The organism is Streptantibioticus cattleyicolor NRRL 8057 = DSM 46488 (genome assembly GCF_000240165.1).
In the GTDB taxonomy this organism is placed as follows: Bacteria; Actinomycetota; Actinomycetes; order Streptomycetales; family Streptomycetaceae; genus Streptantibioticus; species Streptantibioticus cattleyicolor.
Map to the genome: position 1 here is coordinate 3928193 of NC_017586.1, position 16147 is coordinate 3944339.

10 protein-coding genes are annotated in these 16147 nt (G+C 75.9%); 8 read left to right on the plus strand and 2 right to left on the minus strand.

Annotated elements, in window-relative coordinates; genetic code table 11:
* Positions 1-37 precede the first annotated feature (37 nt).
* A complete protein-coding gene (locus tag SCATT_RS17300; protein WP_014144381.1) occupies positions 38-1162 on the plus strand; it encodes a GuaB3 family IMP dehydrogenase-related protein in 1125 nt (374 codons plus the stop codon).
* A 104-nt stretch (positions 1163-1266) separates the two neighbouring features.
* On the opposite strand, the gene SCATT_RS17305 is transcribed toward SCATT_RS17300, so the two are convergent.
* Complete coding sequence (locus SCATT_RS17305; RefSeq protein ID WP_014144382.1) at positions 1267-1935, minus strand: hypothetical protein; 669 nt, start codon at positions 1933-1935, stop codon at positions 1267-1269.
* Positions 1936-2127: 192 nt separating this feature from the next.
* Between SCATT_RS17305 and SCATT_RS17310 the strand changes: the two genes are divergently transcribed.
* Positions 2128-3414: a rod shape-determining protein gene (locus SCATT_RS17310; protein ID WP_014144384.1), complete on the plus strand. Its 1287-nt coding sequence runs from the start codon at positions 2128-2130 to the stop codon at positions 3412-3414.
* A gap of 93 nt (positions 3415-3507) precedes the next feature.
* Positions 3508-5475: a DUF6049 family protein gene (locus tag SCATT_RS17315; protein ID WP_014144385.1), complete on the plus strand. Its 1968-nt coding sequence runs from the start codon at positions 3508-3510 to the stop codon at positions 5473-5475.
* A 93-nt stretch (positions 5476-5568) separates the two neighbouring features.
* Here the strand turns inward: SCATT_RS17315 and SCATT_RS17320 are convergent, their stop codons facing one another.
* Positions 5569-6801, minus strand: coding sequence for a nucleotide sugar dehydrogenase (locus SCATT_RS17320; RefSeq protein ID WP_014144386.1), 1233 nt, complete (start codon positions 6799-6801; stop codon positions 5569-5571).
* Positions 6802-7074: 273 nt separating this feature from the next.
* On the opposite strand from SCATT_RS17320, the gene SCATT_RS17325 reads away from it, so the two are divergent.
* From SCATT_RS17325 to SCATT_RS17345, 5 genes are all read left to right on the plus strand, one after another.
* Positions 7075-8781 carry a glycerol-3-phosphate dehydrogenase/oxidase gene (locus SCATT_RS17325; RefSeq protein WP_014144387.1) on the plus strand — a complete coding sequence of 569 codons (1707 nt, stop codon included), beginning with the start codon at positions 7075-7077 and terminating at the stop codon, positions 8779-8781.
* 36 nt (positions 8782-8817) lie between these two features.
* The gene (locus tag SCATT_RS17330) at positions 8818-10689 is read left to right on the plus strand and encodes a serine/threonine-protein kinase (RefSeq protein WP_014144388.1); all 1872 of its coding nucleotides are present in this window, start codon (positions 8818-8820) and stop codon (positions 10687-10689) included.
* 166 nt (positions 10690-10855) lie between these two features.
* Positions 10856-12652: a serine/threonine-protein kinase gene (locus SCATT_RS17335; RefSeq protein WP_014144389.1), complete on the plus strand. Its 1797-nt coding sequence runs from the start codon at positions 10856-10858 to the stop codon at positions 12650-12652.
* A gap of 111 nt (positions 12653-12763) precedes the next feature.
* The gene (locus tag SCATT_RS17340) at positions 12764-14566 is read left to right on the plus strand and encodes a protein kinase family protein (protein ID WP_014144390.1); all 1803 of its coding nucleotides are present in this window, start codon (positions 12764-12766) and stop codon (positions 14564-14566) included.
* Between the two features lie 87 nt (positions 14567-14653).
* Positions 14654-16057 (plus strand): dihydrolipoyl dehydrogenase family protein, encoded by a 1404-nt coding sequence (locus SCATT_RS17345; RefSeq protein WP_014144391.1) that lies wholly within the window; start codon positions 14654-14656, stop codon positions 16055-16057.
* Positions 16058-16147: the final 90 nt, after the last annotated feature.

The window sequence follows — 16147 nt, forward strand, 5'->3', positions numbered from 1 at the left end:
GGATACTGGGAGGGCAGGCCACGAAGAAAGGCGAACAGTGACTGAGATCGAGATCGGGCGGGGCAAGCGCGGGCGCAGGGCTTACGCATTCGACGACATCGCCGTCGTCCCGAGCCGGCGTACCCGGGACCCGAAGGAGGTCTCGATCGCCTGGCAGATCGACGCCTACCGCTTCGAGTTGCCGTTCCTGGCCGCCCCGATGGACTCCGTGGTCTCGCCGGAGACGGCGATCCGCATCGGCAAGCTCGGCGGTCTCGGGGTGCTCAACCTTGAGGGCCTGTGGACCCGGTACGACGACCCGGAGCCGCTGCTGGCGGAGATCGCGGAGCTGGACGACGTCTCGGCCACCCGCCGCCTCCAGGAGATCTACGCCGCGCCGATCCGTGAGGAGCTGATCGGGCAGCGGCTGGCCGAGGTGCGCGAGGCGGGTGTGGTCACCGCCGCCGCGCTCTCCCCGCAGCGCACCGCGCAGTTCTCCAAGGCCGTGGTGGACGCGGGTGTCGACATCTTCGTGATCCGGGGCACCACGGTCTCCGCGGAGCACGTCTCGGGTTCGCACGAGCCGCTCAACCTCAAGCAGTTCATCTACGAGCTCGACGTCCCGGTGATCGTCGGCGGCTGCGCCACGTACACCGCGGCGCTGCACCTGATGCGTACCGGTGCCGCCGGTGTGCTGGTCGGGTTCGGTGGCGGGGCCGCGCACACCACCCGGAGCGTGCTCGGCATCCAGGTGCCGATGGCGACCGCGGTGGCGGACGTGGCGGCGGCGCGGCGCGACTACATGGACGAGTCCGGTGGTCGTTACGTGCACGTCATCGCGGACGGCGGTTTCGGTTCCAGCGGTGACCTGCCGAAGGCGATCGCGTGCGGTGCGGACGCGGTGATGATGGGTTCGCCGCTGGCCCGCGCGACGGACGCGCCCGGCCGCGGGTTCCACTGGGGCATGGAGGCGGTCCACGAGGAGCTGCCGCGCGGCAAGCGGATGAACCTGGGGTCGGTCGGCACCACCGAGGAGGTCCTGCTGGGCCCGTCGCACGCGCCCGACGGTTCGATGAACTTCTTCGGTGCGCTGCGCCGCGCGATGGCGACCACGGGTTACTCGGAGCTGAAGGAGTTCCAGCGGGTCGAGGTCACGGTGGCGCCGTCCGTCGCCCACCGCTGACCCGCGGGGCACGCTCTCCGGAACGACGTGGGGGCCCGGGACGAAACGTTCGTCCCGGGCCCCTTTTCCGTTGCCGCGCCGGGCCGTTGGCCGGATGCGGCAGGTCAGGCGGAGTTGCCGGTACGCCGGGTGACGACGAAGCCCTCGACGCCGGCGATGGCGAAGAAGAGGATGTCCTTGGCGTCGGCGAAGTCGTTCTTCCACACGTCGACCAGCGTGGTGAAGCGGCTGAAGAAGATGTCGGCGAAGGAGACGCCGGCGTGGCCGCTGACGCTCCAGGCGATGCCGACGAGCTGGCCGAACCAGACGGCGGCCAGGGAGATGACCACGCCCAGCACGGGCAGCACCGGGTTGCGGCCACCGGCCTTGCCCATCGCGGCGCCCACGAGGAGGCCGACCACCAGGGCCACGTAGCCGACCTCGTGGTCGGTGAAGCGCAGGATGGCGGCGTAGATCACCACGGCGACCACGGCGGCGCCGAGGCCGGCCAGGATGCCGGGGCCGGTGCGGTCGGGACGCCGGGGGACGGCGGCGACCGGCGGGGCGCCGTACCCGCCGGGCGGAGGGTAGGCGCCGGGCGGCGGCAGCGTGCCGCCTCGCTGCGGAACCGCGCCCGCCTGCGGAACCCCACTCGCCTGCGGAGCCGGAGCCGGAGCCGGAGCCTGGGCGGCCGGTACGGTCGCGTATCCGGCCGAGGCGTCGGGCGCGGGCTGGGGCGGCGGCGGAGCGCCGTGCGGGCCGTTGGCGGCGGGCCGGGGCCAGGGCCGGCTCATGAAGAGGTTCCCCCGGGAGGGTGAAAGGAAGCCGAAGGCCAACAGCCAGCACTGACATGGCCTCAACAGAGATATGACGGAGGCGGCTGACGGGGTGTGGCGGGACGAGGCGGCGGATGGCGTGGGCACGTTCCGTACGCCACGCGCCCTCCGAGCGGCGAATACGCCCGACTATGGCAATAATCACATCTTATGGCGCAGAAGAAGTCGTTTTCCGGTCGTGACATGGGCATCGATCTGGGCACCGCGAACACCCTGGTCTACGTACGCGGGGCGGGAATCGTCCTCAACGAGCCTTCCGTGGTGGCGGTCAACGCGGTCAGCGGGGAGGTGATCAGCGTCGGGGCGGAGGCCAAGTCCACGATCGGCCGTACCCCCTCGCACATCGTGGCGGTGCGCCCGTTGCGGGACGGGGTGATCGCCGATTTCGAGATCGCGGAACGGATGTTGTCGCATTTCATCCGCAAGGTGTCCGGACGTGGACGGTTCGCCCGGCCACGGGTCGTCATCTGCGTGCCGTCCGGGATCACCGGGGTGGAACGGCGGGCGGTCGTCGAGGCCGCGACCTCGGCGGGCGCGCGTCAGGTCCATCTGGTCGACGAGCCGATGGCGGCGGCGATCGGGGCCGGGCTGCCGGTGAGCCGGCCGACCGGCTCGATGGTGGTCGACATCGGCGGCGGCACCACCGAGGTGGCGGTGGTCTCGCTCGGCGGTCTGGTGGCGGCCCGTTCGGTACGGGTGGCCGGCGACGCGATCGACGCGGCGATCATCCAGTACGTCAAGCGGGAGCACGCGCTGGCGATCGGTGAACGTACCGCCGAGGAGGTGAAGATGACGATCGGTTCGGCGACCGACGTGCCGGAGGACTACTGGCCGCCGCAGGACGCGGTCGCCGCCACCACGACCTCCTCGGTCACCATGCTCGACCCGGCCGCCGACCCCGTGCCCGACCCGGCCCTCGACCGGGAACTCGACCGTCGGCTCGACCGGGAACTCGGCCGCCGTCCCGGTGGCGGGGCGGACGACTCCGTGGCGGGCGGGCTCGACGAGGCGACCGCGGTCGGCCTGCTGCCGCCGCCCGCCGCGGTGGGCGCGGGGGCCCGGCGGCGTTGCCGGATCCGTGGCCGGGACCACGTCAGCGGCCTGCCGAAGACCCTCGACCTCGACTCCGACCAGGTGCGCCGGGCCATGGCCGACCCCGTGGACGCGATCGTCGCCGCCGTCCGGCACACCCTGGACGAATGCCCGCCGGAACTGGCCGGCGACATCATGGACCGGGGGATCGTCCTCACCGGCGGCGGCGCGCTGCTGCGCGGGCTCGACGTACGGCTCGGCGGCGAGCTGAACATGCCGGTGGTGGTGGCCGACGACCCGATGGACTGCGTGGCGCTGGGGACCGGCCGGTGCGTGGAGAACTTCGACGCCCTCAAGCGCGTCCTGGACGCCCAGCCGCATCCGTACTCACCCGTCAGGGGCTGAGCCGGCTTCGCGGCGGCCGTCGTGACGCCGGTACGGGACGCGACCGGGCGGCGCCCCGCGCGCAGGCGGCGCGTTGCCCGTGCCGTGTGCGCCGTGCTGGCCCTGCTCACCACCCCCGCCCCGTCGGCCGCGCCCGGGGCCGGGAGCGTCGTGCTCACCGGGGTCACCCCGGCCGTGCCGGGGCCGGACGACACGGTGAGCGTGACGGGGGCCGTGGTGGGCGGCGGGCAGCGGGCGCCGGGACGGGTGGGGGTGCGGGTGGACGGGGGCGCGGTGGTGGCCGGGCACTCGGTGGCGGTGACGACGCCGGGCGCGGGGGAGCGGGTGCCGTTCACGGTGAGGGTGCCGGTGTCGGCGCTGGGGCTGCCGGGGACGGCCGGGGTGCACCGGCTGACGGTGACGTTGGCCGGGGCGGACGGCGGCGTGCTGGCGGAGACGGGGACGGAGTTGCCGTGGGCGCCGCCGGGGTCGAACGTGCCGGCGCTGCGGACCGCCGTGTTCTGGCCGGTCGCCGACCGCCCGCACATGCAGGCCGTCTCACTCGGCGAGGGGCAGGCGGCGCAGCCGGTCTTCCGGGACGACGCGCTCGCCACCGACCTGGGCACCGCGGGACGCCTCGGCCGGGTGGTGGCGGCGGGCCGCGGGCTGGACGTCACCTGGACGGTGGACCCGGGGCTGCTGGACGAGGCCGCCGCGATGAGCCGTGGCTACCGGGTGGCCGACCGGCCCGACGGCGCCGATCCGCGGCAGAGCCGGGAGGGCACCGGCGCGGACACCGCGGACGCCTGGCTGAGGACGGCCGCCGACGCCGTGCGGGGCCGTACCGTCGACGCGCTGCCGTACGCCGACCCCGACCTCGCCTCGTTGGCGCACCGGGAGCGGCAGGGCGTGGCGGGGCCGCCGTCCGGGGTGCTCGCCGGTGCGACGACGGCGGCCGGTCCGGCGGTCGCGGACGCGCTGCGCACCAAGGCCGCGGCCGTGGTGGCGTGGCCGTACCGGGGCGCGTTGGACAGCTCGGTGACGGCGCTCGCCGGGCGGCTGGGGCTGCGGACGGTGCTGGCGTCCGGGCGGGGGCTGGGCACCGGCAGCGGGCAGCCGAGGGCCTCCCTCGCGGGCGGTACGACGGTGTGGGTCGGCGATCCGGCGACCGACACCACGCTCACCCGGGACCTGGGCGGCGAGGGCGGGGTGGTGTCGGGGCGTCAGGAACTCCTGGGCGATCTGCTCAGGGCGGCGCTGCGGGGGCCCGGGGGGCCGGGCGGGGTCGTGGTGCTGCCGCCGCGGCGGATGCCGGGGGAGGTGGCGGAGGCGCTGGCGGGGGCGTTGCGGGCGGCGCAAGGGGCGGGGTGGCTGGCGTTGTCGGGGCCGGAGGCGGTGGCGTCGGGCGGTCCGGAGACCTCGGTGGCGGGCTTCGGCCGGGCGTCCGCGGGGTCCGCCGGGGAGTTGCCGGCCGCGGTGCTGTCCACGGTGCGCGCGACCGGGCCGGATCTGGCGACGCTGACCCGGGTGCTCGCCGACCCGACCCGCACCACGGACGCGGTGCACCGGGCGATGCTGCGGGCGCTGTCCACCGGCTGGCGCGGCGATCCGCACGGGGCCGAGGGGTACGCGTCGGGGCTGGAGGACTACCTGGACCGTTCGATCGCCTCGGTGCGGCTGCTGCCGCGCAGCGGGGCGGTGACGGTGACCGGGGGGTCGGCGTCGTTGCCGGTGACGGTGTCCAACGGGTTGCAGCAGCCGCTCGCCGGGCTGGTCCTGCGGGTGACCTCCGGCGCCGTGGACCGGCTCACCGTCGGCCGCCGGGACACCCCGGTCACCGTCCCGGCCGCCGCCAGCCACACCGAACGCGTACGCGTCTCCGCCCTCCGCAACGGCCCCGCCGACCTCACCGCCCGCCTGATCACCGCCCCCGACGGCAAACCCTGGGGCGCCCCCGTCACCGTGAAGGTCGAGGTCAACAAGGTCTCCCTGGCCGCCGTCGCCGTCGTCCTGGCCGCGGTGGCGGCCCTGGCCCTGGCCGGCGCCCTGAGAATGCGCCGGGCGCGCCGCCGGAGGGGCTGAGCGGGTCCCCGGGCGCGACGTGCGGTCGTCGGGCGCGCCGCCGGGGCGGAACGGCGAGGAACCGGGCCGGGGCGGGGCGCGGCTGGGAGGGGGTCACAGGCGGGCGGCGGTGCCGGTGGGGGTGGCGCCTCGGGTGTCCAGGAGGAGTTGCGCCTTGACCGCGAGTCCTTGCAGGTCGTAGGTGCGGTGGTGCTGGAGGAGGACGGTCAGGTCGGCGTCGGCGGCGGCTTCCCACAGGGAGTCGGCGCGCGGCACGGGGCGGTCGTGGAGGCGCCATTCGGGGACGTACGGGTCGTGGTAGCCGAGGGTGGCGCCCAGGTCGAGCAGGCGGGCGCCGATCTCGCGGGCCGGGGCGCCCTCCTGGTCGCCGAGGTCGGCCTTGTAGGTGACGCCGAGCAGCAGGATCCGGGCGCCGCGCACGGACTTGCCGTGTTCGTTGAGGAGCGCGGCGCAGCGCTGCACGACGTAGCGCGGCATCCGGGAGTTGACCTGCCGGGCCAGGTCGGCCATGCGCAGCGGGAGAGCGGGGCCGGCCGGCGGTACGTCGTGGCCGCCGACGCCGGGGCCGGGGCGGAAGGGCTGGAAGCCGAACGGCTTGGTCTCGGCGCACCGGATCACGTCCCACACGTCGATGCCGGACTCGTGGCAGAAGACCGCCATCTCGTTGACGAGTGCGATGTTGACGTGCCGGTAGACGGCCTCCAGGAGTTTGGCCGCCTCCGCCTCGCGGGGGCCGCGGGCCCGCACGACGCGGTCGGTGATGCGGCCGTAGAAAGCCGCGGCGGCCTCCGTGCAGGCCGGGGTGAGGCCGCCGATGACCTTGGGGGTGTTGGCGATGACCCGGTCGCGGCGGCCGGGGTCGGCGCGGTGCGGGGAGTAGGCGAGGTGGAAGTCGCGGCCGGCCCGCAGCCCGGATCCGTTCTCCAGGATCGGGCGCAGCACGTCCTCGGTGGTGCCGGGGGCGGCGGTGGACTCCAGCACGACGGTGGTGTGGGGGCGCAGGTGGGCGGCGAGAGTGCGGGCGGCCTCGGTGACCGCGGTGAGGTCGGGGGCGAGGTCGGCGCCGGGCGGGGTGGGGGCGCAGATGACGGCGGTGCGGGCGCGGCCGAGGACGGCGGGGTCGCCGGTGGCGCGGAAGCCGGCGGCGAGCATGCGGCGGATGTCGGCGGCGGCGAGCCATTCGACCGGGGAGCGTCCGGCGTTGACGCCGTCGGTCACCGCCGGGTCGGTGTCGTAGCCGATGACGCCGATCCCGGCGGCGGTGGCGGCCTGGGCGAGCGGCAGTCCGACGTGGCGTAGTCCGATGACGGCGAGGTCTGCGGGCATGGAGCGGTTCCCCTCCTTTACGTCCCGGAAAGCCCGGATGAAGGCATTTAAGGCTAAGCGGAAATATGACTGTTATTCAGGATTGGGGGCGTGAGGTGTCCAGGGGCGTGGCGCCGACCGCCGGGCACACACCGGGCTGTCCGCACGGGCAAGCGCTTCCCCACGGACGGGCAACCGGCCCCCCGAACGCCCGCCCGGGCTGGCAGGGTGCCCGGATGGCCGTCACCATCGAAGGGACCGGGCCGGCAGCGACGGCAGGCGGAGGTGGCACGGGTGAGGACGGCACCACTGGGCCCGCAGCAGCGCACCCAGGCGCTGGCGCGGATGGCCGAACAGGAACTGGACGTACTGGTGGTCGGGGGCGGGGTGGTCGGTGCCGGTACGGCGCTGGACTCGGTGACCCGGGGGCTGTCGACGGGGCTGGTCGAGGCGCGGGACTGGGCCTCGGGTACCTCCAGCAGGTCGAGCAAGCTCATCCACGGCGGCCTGCGCTACCTGGAGATGCTGGACTTCGCGCTGGTCCGCGAGGCGCTGAAGGAACGCGGCCTGCTGCTCCAGCGGCTCGCCCCGCACCTGGTGCACCCGGTGCCGTTCCTGTATCCGCTCACCCGCCGCGGCTGGGAGCGGCTGTACGCCGGCTCCGGGGTCGCGCTCTACGACACCATGGCGTTCTCCTCCGGGCACGGCCGCGGGCTGCCGCACCACCGCCATCTGACCCGCCGCCACGCGCTGCGGGTGGCGCCCTGTCTGCGCAAGGACGCGCTGGTCGGCGCGTTGCAGTACTACGACGGCCAGGTGGACGACGCCCGTTTCGTCACCACCTTGGTGCGGACCGCGGCCTCCTACGGCGCGCAGACGGCCAACCGGGCGCGGGTCGTCGGCTTCCTGCGCGAGGGGGAACGGGTGGTCGGCGCCCGGGTGCTCGACGCCGAGCAGGGCGGGGAGTACGAGGTGCGGGCGCGGCAGGTGGTCAACGCCACCGGGGTGTGGACGGACGAGACGCAGGCGCTGGTCGGCGAGCGCGGCCAGTTCCACGTCCGGGCGTCCAAGGGGATCCACCTGGTGGTGCCCAAGGACCGTATCCACTCCACCACCGGGCTCATCCTGCGCACCGAGAAGAGCGTGCTCTTCGTGATCCCGTGGGGCCGGCACTGGATCGTCGGCACCACCGACACCGACTGGAACCTGGACAAGGCCCACCCGGCGGCCTCCAGCGCCGACATCGACTACCTGCTGGAGCACGTCAACTCGGTGCTGGCGGTGCCGTTGACCCGGGACGACGTGGAGGGCGTCTACGCCGGGCTGCGGCCGTTGCTGGCCGGCGAGTCGGAGGCCACCAGCCAGCTCTCCCGGGAGCACACGGTGGCCCACGCCGCGCCCGGCCTGGTGGTCGTGGCGGGCGGCAAGTACACCACGTACCGGGTGATGGCCAAGGACGCGGTGGACGCGGCGGTGCACGGGCTGGACGGCCGGGTCGCCGCGTGCTGCACCGAGGACGTCCCGCTGGCCGGGGCGGTGGGGTATCCGGCGCTGTGGAACGCCCGGGCCCGCCTCGCCGCGCGCGCCGGGCTCCACGTGGCCCGGGTCGAACACCTGCTGAACCGGTACGGTTCACTCGTCGACGAGGTGCTCGAACTGATCGCGGCCGACGCCTCGTTGGGCGAGCCGCTCACCGGCGCCGAGGACTATCTGCGGGCCGAGGTGGTCTACGCCGCCTCCCACGAGGGCGCCCGCCACCTCGACGACGTGCTCACCCGGCGCACCCGGATCTCCATCGAGACCTTCGACCGGGGCACCCGGTGCGCCCGGCAGGCGGCGGAGTTGATGGCCCCGGTGCTCGGCTGGGACGGTGAACGTACACGAAGAGAAGTCGAACATTACGAGAAACGGGTCGAGGCGGAACGGGAATCGCAACGGCAGCCGGACGATCTGACCGCGGACGCGGCCAGGTTGGGGGCGCCGGATATCGTTCCGCATTGAGCGTGACGCGTTGACGGGGGCGGGAAGGGGCGCGAGGTGTCCGATCAGGGGCGGCTGGTCGCCGGACGATACCGGCTGGCCGAATTGATAGGCCGCGGTGGCATGGGCGCCGTCTGGCGTGCGGAGGACGAACTGCTGGGGCGCCAGGTGGCGGTGAAGAAGCTACGGGTGCCGCCCAACCTCCATGACGACGAGCGGGAGCGGCTGTACGAGCGCACCCGCCGTGAGGCGCGCAGCGCCGCCCGCATCACCCACCCCAACGTGGTGGTGGTGCACGACGTGTGCGAGGACGAGGGGCTGCCGTGCATCGTCATGGAGTACGTCCCCGCCCGCACCCTGGGCGACGTGCTCAAGGAGGACGGCCCGGTGACGCCGCGTGAGGCGGCCCGGATCGGCCGCGGCATGGTGGCCGCGCTGCGTGCCGCGCACCGCGCCGGGGTGCTCCACCGGGACGTCAAGCCCGCCAACGTCCTGCTGACCGGGGACGGCGCGGACGAGGACGGCGGCTGGCCCGGCGGCCGGGTCGTCCTGACCGACTTCGGCATCGCCTCCGCCACCGGTACCTCCACGCTCACCCGTACCGGGGAACTCATCGGTTCCTTCGACTACCTGGCCCCCGAGCGGATCACCGGCGGCACCCCCGGCCCGGCGAGTGATCTGTGGGCGCTGGGGGCCACGCTCTACCAGGCGGTGGAGGGCGAGGCGCCGTTCCACCGGGACACCCCGATAGAGACCGCGTACGCCATCGCCGCCGACCCGGCGCCGCGCCCGCGGCGGGCCGGGGCGCTCGCCCCGCTGATCGAGTCGCTGCTGGCCAAGGACCCCGAGCAGCGGATGTCCGCCGAGGAGGTCGAGCGGCTGCTGGTCGCCTCGGTGGAGACGGTCACGGCCGCCGCGAAGCCCAGGGACACCGCCACCGCCCGGCTGGGCACCTGGCGGCCCCCCGCGGCGGCGGCGCCGTCCGCCGCCGCGCCCACCGTGTCCGGCTGGGCGGAGCAGGCCGCGCCGCAGCCGTCCGGCGCGCTCGTCAACGGCCATCCCGCGCCGGTCAACGGCCACCCGGCGCCCGTCGCCGAGCCCCCGCCGGCCGACGCCCCCACCGGCTCCACCGTGCCCGTCGCGCCCGGCCCCGGCGCGGTGGCCACCGCACCGGCCCCGCCCGGCCACCCCGGCGCGCCCGGGCTCGCCGACCCCACGGCCACCACGCCGACCGCGGTCCCCGGGCACGCCGCCGGGCACGCCGCCCGGCCGCGGCGGCGCGGGCTGCGGGTGGCCGCCTGGTGCGCCACCGCCGTGGTGGTGGTCGCCGCGGCGGTCGTCGGCACGCTGCTGACCCGGGAGGGCGGGAAGGCGTCGGCGGACGGCCGGGACACCATCGCTCCGCAGCCGTCCGGCGCCGGCCGCCCGACCCGGCCGGCCTCCGACGTCCCGGTCGCGCCGCCCGGATACCGGATCGCCCACGACCCGGCCGGGTTCTCCATGGCCGTCCCCAAGGGGTGGCCGCGCACCGTCAAGTCCAACGGCGACGTCGACTACCTCAACGTGGCCGAGCACTGCGAACTGATGGTCAGCACCGAGGACTTCGCCTGGCCCAGCCCCATCGACCACTGGCGCCAGCTGGAGAAGAACCTCCGGGCCAAGAACAACGGCTACAGCCTGCTGCGGATGAACCCCACCCAGGTCACCTTCGGCGGCACCACCATGCCCGCCGCCATCTGGGAGTGGACCTGGCAGGGCGACGAGGTGCTGCCCGACGGCAGGCACCGGGTGTACCACGCGATCGATCTCGGCTTCGGCAAGGAGGGCGGCACCGAGTACGCCCTGTACCTGTCGGCGCCGGACGCGGAGTGGTCGAAGTGGCTGCCGGTGTTCACCGCGGCCCGGACGACGTTCCGGCCCGCCCGCTGACCACACCGGTTCACCCGGTTCCGTCCGTGATGTCCCGCCGGGTCCGGTACCGGAGGCCCGGGGCAGGGCCACGGCTGTCCCCGGGACAGGGGATGATGGGGGAGGGCAGACGCGACCCGACCCGCGCCGCCCGACGGACCGTCATATCGATCTGCTAAGGACGTTGATGACCCAGGCGCAAGGCACCACCGGCCGTCTCCTCGCCGACCGCTACCGCCTCGGCGAGGTCCTCGGGCGCGGTGGCATGGGCACGGTGTGGCGGGCGGTCGACGAGACTCTGGGCCGTACCGTCGCGGTCAAGGAGCTGCGCTTCCCCGGCAACGTGGACGAGGACGAGAAGCGCCGGCTGATCACCCGTACGCTGCGGGAGGCCAAGGCCACCGCCCGGATCCGGGCCACCGGCGCGGTCACCGTCTACGACGTGGTCGAGGAGGACGATCGGCCGTGGATCGTGATGGAGCTGGTCGAGGGGCGCTCGCTCTCCGACGCCGTCCGGACCGACGGTCCGCTGCCGCCCAGACGCGCGGCCGAGGTCGGACTGGCCGTGCTGGACGTGCTGCGGGCCGCCCACCGCGAGGGCATCCTGCACCGGGACGTCAAGCCGTCCAACGTGCTGATCGCCGACGACGGCCGGGTGGTCCTCACCGACTTCGGCATCGCCCAGGTCGAGGGCGACCCGTCGGTCACCTCCACCGGCATGCTGGTCGGCGCCCCCTCGTACATCTCGCCGGAACGCGCCCGCGGCCAGAAGCCCGGCCCGCCGGCCGACCTGTGGTCGCTGGGCGCGCTGCTGTACGCGGTGGTCGAGGGGCGCCCGCCGTACGACAAGGGGTCGGCGATCGCCACCCTGACGGCGGTGATGACCGAGCCGCTGGAGCCGCCGAAGACCTCCGGGCCGCTGGCCGACGCCATCGCCGGGCTGCTGGTGAAGGACCCGGCCAAGCGGCTGGACGACGCCGGGGTGCGCAAGCTGCTCGTCGCCGCCGAGAGCGCCCCGGACGTCCCGGCCGCCGAGGTGACCCGGCCGGTCGCGTTCGCCGCCGATCCGCAGCCGGTGCCCACCGACTCCGGGCTGCCGCCCGCCTCCCGGCCGGTGGCCGCCCCGGGGTCCGGCGCGGCCGGTTCGGGGCTGACCTCAGGTCAGAGCGCCAAGCTGCTGGGCGCGTTGCGGTCGGCGCGGTCCGCGGCGGCCCGGCCGGAGCCGGAGCCGCGGCTGAAGCCGGTCGCCCCGACCGCGCCGCTGGCCCGGGTACGGGCGCCGCTGACCGACGTGGTGCCGCGGCGCACCCTGGTGATCGTGGTGACCGTGGTCGTCCTCGCGGTGCTGGGCGCGGTCCTCGGGGTGGCGCTCGCCTCCTCGGCCGACGGGCAGAAGGACAAGGGCGCCTCGCATGCGGCCGGCGCCCCGTCGGCCGCCCCGGGTACGGCGGCGGACGGCGCCGAGGGCAAGGACGCCCCGCTGGCGGCGGCGCCGTCCGCGTGGCACTCGGCGGCGCCGGGCGGTGTGCCGGCCGGGTGGCGGCTCCACCGGGACGGCGAGTTCCGCTTCAGCATGGCGCTGCCGGCCGGCTGGCACCGGATCGGCACCGCCGGGGACCACTCGGGGGCCGTCTTCGCCGCCTCCGACCGCTCCTACCCGCGGGTGCAGGTCGACTGGAGCCCGACCCCGGGGAAGGACGCCGCGGCGGCCTGGCGCGGCCTGGAGGGCGCGGTGCGCGCGAGCAGCCCCGGCTACCACGGGCTGGGCATCCGCCCGGTGCGCTACCAGCACTTCGCCACCGCCGCCGACTGGCAGTTCACCCGCACCGAGGGCGGCACCACGATGCGGGTGCTGGACCGCGGCTTCGCCGACTCGCGCTCCGGCTACGCGGTGATGTTCTCCTGCCCGGCGCAGCGGTGGGACGACGCCTCCTGCGCCTCGCTGCGGCGGACCTTCTTCGAGACCTTCGAAGCCACCGGCTGACCGGAGCCGGGCACGTATCGTCAAAGGACGCGGACCGCCCGCCGACCGGAACCGGCCGGCGGCGGGCCGCGGCGGTGGCGCGGCGGGGGGACGCGCGGGGAGGGAGAAGCCGTGGACGAGTACGGCGAGCGGGTGCTGGCCGGACGTTACCGGCTGCCATGGACCTCCGGTGAGCCCGAGCCGCCCGGCATCCGCGCGTTCGACACCTACAGCGGCCAGGAGGTGCTGCTGCGCGAGGTGCCGCTGCCGGAGGTGGTGACCGGGGAGATCGACGGGCGGGCCGCGTCCGGCGACGGCGAGCCGCCCGGCGGCCCGGTGGCCCGGCGGGCGCTGGCCGCCGCCCGGGCCGCCGCCGCGCTCCCCGACCACCCCGCGCTGACCCAGGTCTTCGACGTGCTGATCGAGGACGGCAGCCTGTGGATCGTCTCCGAGCCCGTCCCCGGCCGCCCGGTCGCCGCCCTCCTCGCCGACCGCCGGCTGACCCCGTACCGGGCCGCCGAGGTCGCCGCCGACGTGCTGCGGGCGCTGCGCGCGCTGCACGCCCAGGGGTGGACGCACCGCAACGTCACCGCGCACACCGTGCTCGTCTGCGACGACGGCCGGGCGATGCTGGACGGCCTGGCGCTGGGCGCGGCCGAGGAGGCGCTGTGCGGGTACGACCCGGTGCCGCGGGCGGTCTCCGCCGGGCACGGTACGCCGCCGGGTCCGGCCTCGCGCCCCGCCAGGGAACGGGCCCGGCAGGCCCGGCTGGCGGTGGTCGGCCCGGTCACCGAGCGGTGGGCGCCGGAGCAGGCGGCCGGGGCGTTCGGCGACGAGCCGCCGCCGGTGGGGCCGGCGGCGGACCTGTGGGCGCTGGGCGCGCTGCTCTTCCGCTGTGTGCACGGGCACGCGCCCTACCCCGAGGAGGGCGCCGCCGAGCTGGCGCGGCTGGTGTGCGCCGGGCCGCCGGGGCTCGCCGAGGAGTGCGGGCCGCTGCGGCCGGTGGTGGAGGCGCTGCTGCGGGCCGACCCCGACCAGCGCCCGTCCGCCGGTGAACTGCGCGCCCGGCTGGAGGTGTTGGTCCGCTCGGCGCCCGAGCCGGGGGTGGGCAGCCGCACCCTCCAGGTGCCGGCCGATCCGCACCTGCTGCCGGTGGTGCGCCGCCGCGGCGAGCTGGTGCGGCCGGCCCGGCGGCGGACGCGGACGCCGGTCGTCGTCCCGCCCCCGGCGCCGCGCGGCCGGCCCGCCGGCAGCCCCCGGCGGCTGGGGTTCGTCCTGGTGGGGCTGATATTCCTGCTGCTGGCCGGGGCCGTGCTCTACGCGCTGTTCCTCCTCCCGCACGACACGGCCGGCGCCCAGGGACGGCGTCCGGGCGGGGCCGCCGCCGGCCGCATGGCGAGCACCGGGGCCGCCACCCCGTCCGAGGGCTCCGCCGGCGACCGGCCCACCCCCAGCGACCTGGCCACGATGCCGCCGCTGGGCGCGGGCTTCACCCTGCGCGAGGATCCGGCGGGCTTCGCCGTCGCCGTCCACGACGGCTGGACCCGCAGCGTGCGCGGCGCCGAGGTGGTCTACGCGCCCGGCGACGACGCCCTGCGGCTGATCGTGGTGGAGGGGCGGGACACCGCGGCCTCGTACGGCGCCGATCCGTTCGGCTACCAGTTGCGTGACGAGCCCGAACTGGCCGGATTCCGGGCGAGTTCCTGGTCGTCCTCGGCGGGGCTGAGGACGCTGGAGACGGGCGGCGGCAGCGCGGCCGAGGGCGAGTTCACCTACCGTGATCCGGACAGCGGTGCCGCGCGGTACGTCCGCAACCTCGCGGTGCTGCGCGCGGGGCGTTACGACGTGGTCCTGGTGACCGGCCCCGACGAGGCGCGCGAGACGGTCTCGGAGTGCTTCGAGCAGGCCGCCGCCACCTACCGCGCCGACGGCTGAGTCCCGTTCCGGCGAGCGGCGCCGGGCAGTTCGCGCGCGTACCGTGGGAAGGGACTCCTGCCGCCGTCGGCACGCGAGGAGGCCGCCATGGCTGCCGTCCGTCCGGACCACGCCGATGTGATCGTGGTGGGGCTCGGCCCCGGCGGGGAGGAGACGGCGGGCCGGCTCGCCGACGCCGGGCTGGAGGTGGTCGGCGTCGAGGAACGCGTGGTGGGCGGCGAGTGCGCGGGCGCGGGCTGTCTGCCGTCGCGGATCCTGGCGCGGGCGGCCGGACTTCTGGCCGAGGGGCGCCGCATCCCCGGGCACGCCGGGACGGCGATGGTCCACCCCGAGTGGCGGCAGGCGGCGCGCGCGGTGCGAGCGGCCACCGGCGGGCCGGACGCGGGACCGGCGGCGGACCGGCTGGCCGGGCGCGGGGTGCGGGTGCTGCGCGGCACCGGCTGCCTGACCGGGCCGGACGAGGTCACGGTGGCCGACGCGGACGGCGCCGAGACGGTGCTGCGGGCCCGGCGGGCGGTGGTGCTGGCGGTCGGCGGCGAGCCGGTGGTGCCGCCGCTGCCGGGGCTGGCGGCGACCCCGTACTGGACGAGCCGGGAGGCGATGGCGGCGGCCGAGGCGCCGCGTTCCCTGCTGGTGCTCGGGGCCGGCCCCACCGGGCTCGAAGTCGGCCAGGCGTTCAGCCGGTTCGGCACCGCGGTCACCGTGGTGGAGGCGGCGCCGAGGCTGCTGCCCGCGGAGGAGCCGGAGGTCCACGAGCTGCTGCTGAAGGCGCTCACCGAGGACGGCCTGGAGGTGCACACCGGGGTGCGGGCGGTCGCGGTGGGCCACACGCCCGGCGCCGGCTTCACCGTGGACTGCGACCGCGGTGAGCGGCTGACCGCGGAGCGGCTGCTGGTCGCCGTCGGGCGGCGCACCGATCTGGCCCGGCTGGGCGCGATGGCCCTCGGGGTGGACCCGGACGCGTCCGCGCTGCCGGTGGACGACCGACTGCGGGTGGTCCCGCCGGGTGGCGGGCGGCCGGGGGTGTGGGCGCTGGGCGATGCCACCGGCAAGGGCTCGTACGCCCATGTCGCCCGGCACCAGGCGGACATCGTGGTGCGCGGCGTGCTGGGCCGGGGCGGTCCGGTGGCCGCCTACCACGCGGTGCCCCGGGTGACCTTCACCGATCCGCAGATCGGCGCGGTGGGGCTCACCGAGGCCGGGGCGCGCGCCGCGGGGCGTGCGGTCCGTACCGGGTACGCCGACCGGGCGCGGACCGCCCGCGGCGGCCACGGGGCGGGCGGTGAGGGCTTCGTCAAGGTGGTGGCCGACGTGGGCGCCGGGGCACTGGTCGGGGCGACCACGGCGGGTCCGTGCGGGGCGGAGACGCTGGGGGCGCTGGCGGTGGCGGTGCACGCGCGGGTGCCGCTGGAGGTGCTGCGGCAGCAGATGTGGGCGCATCCGACGGATCAGGAGGCGGTGGGTGAGGCGTTGCGGGGGGTGGAGTGGTGAGCGCGGGGCGCGTTCGGCCGGTCGCGCGCGGGTGTTGGGGGCGTGCGCGCCGGGGTGCGCGTCATTCGCGCCAGTGTTCACTGGCACAGT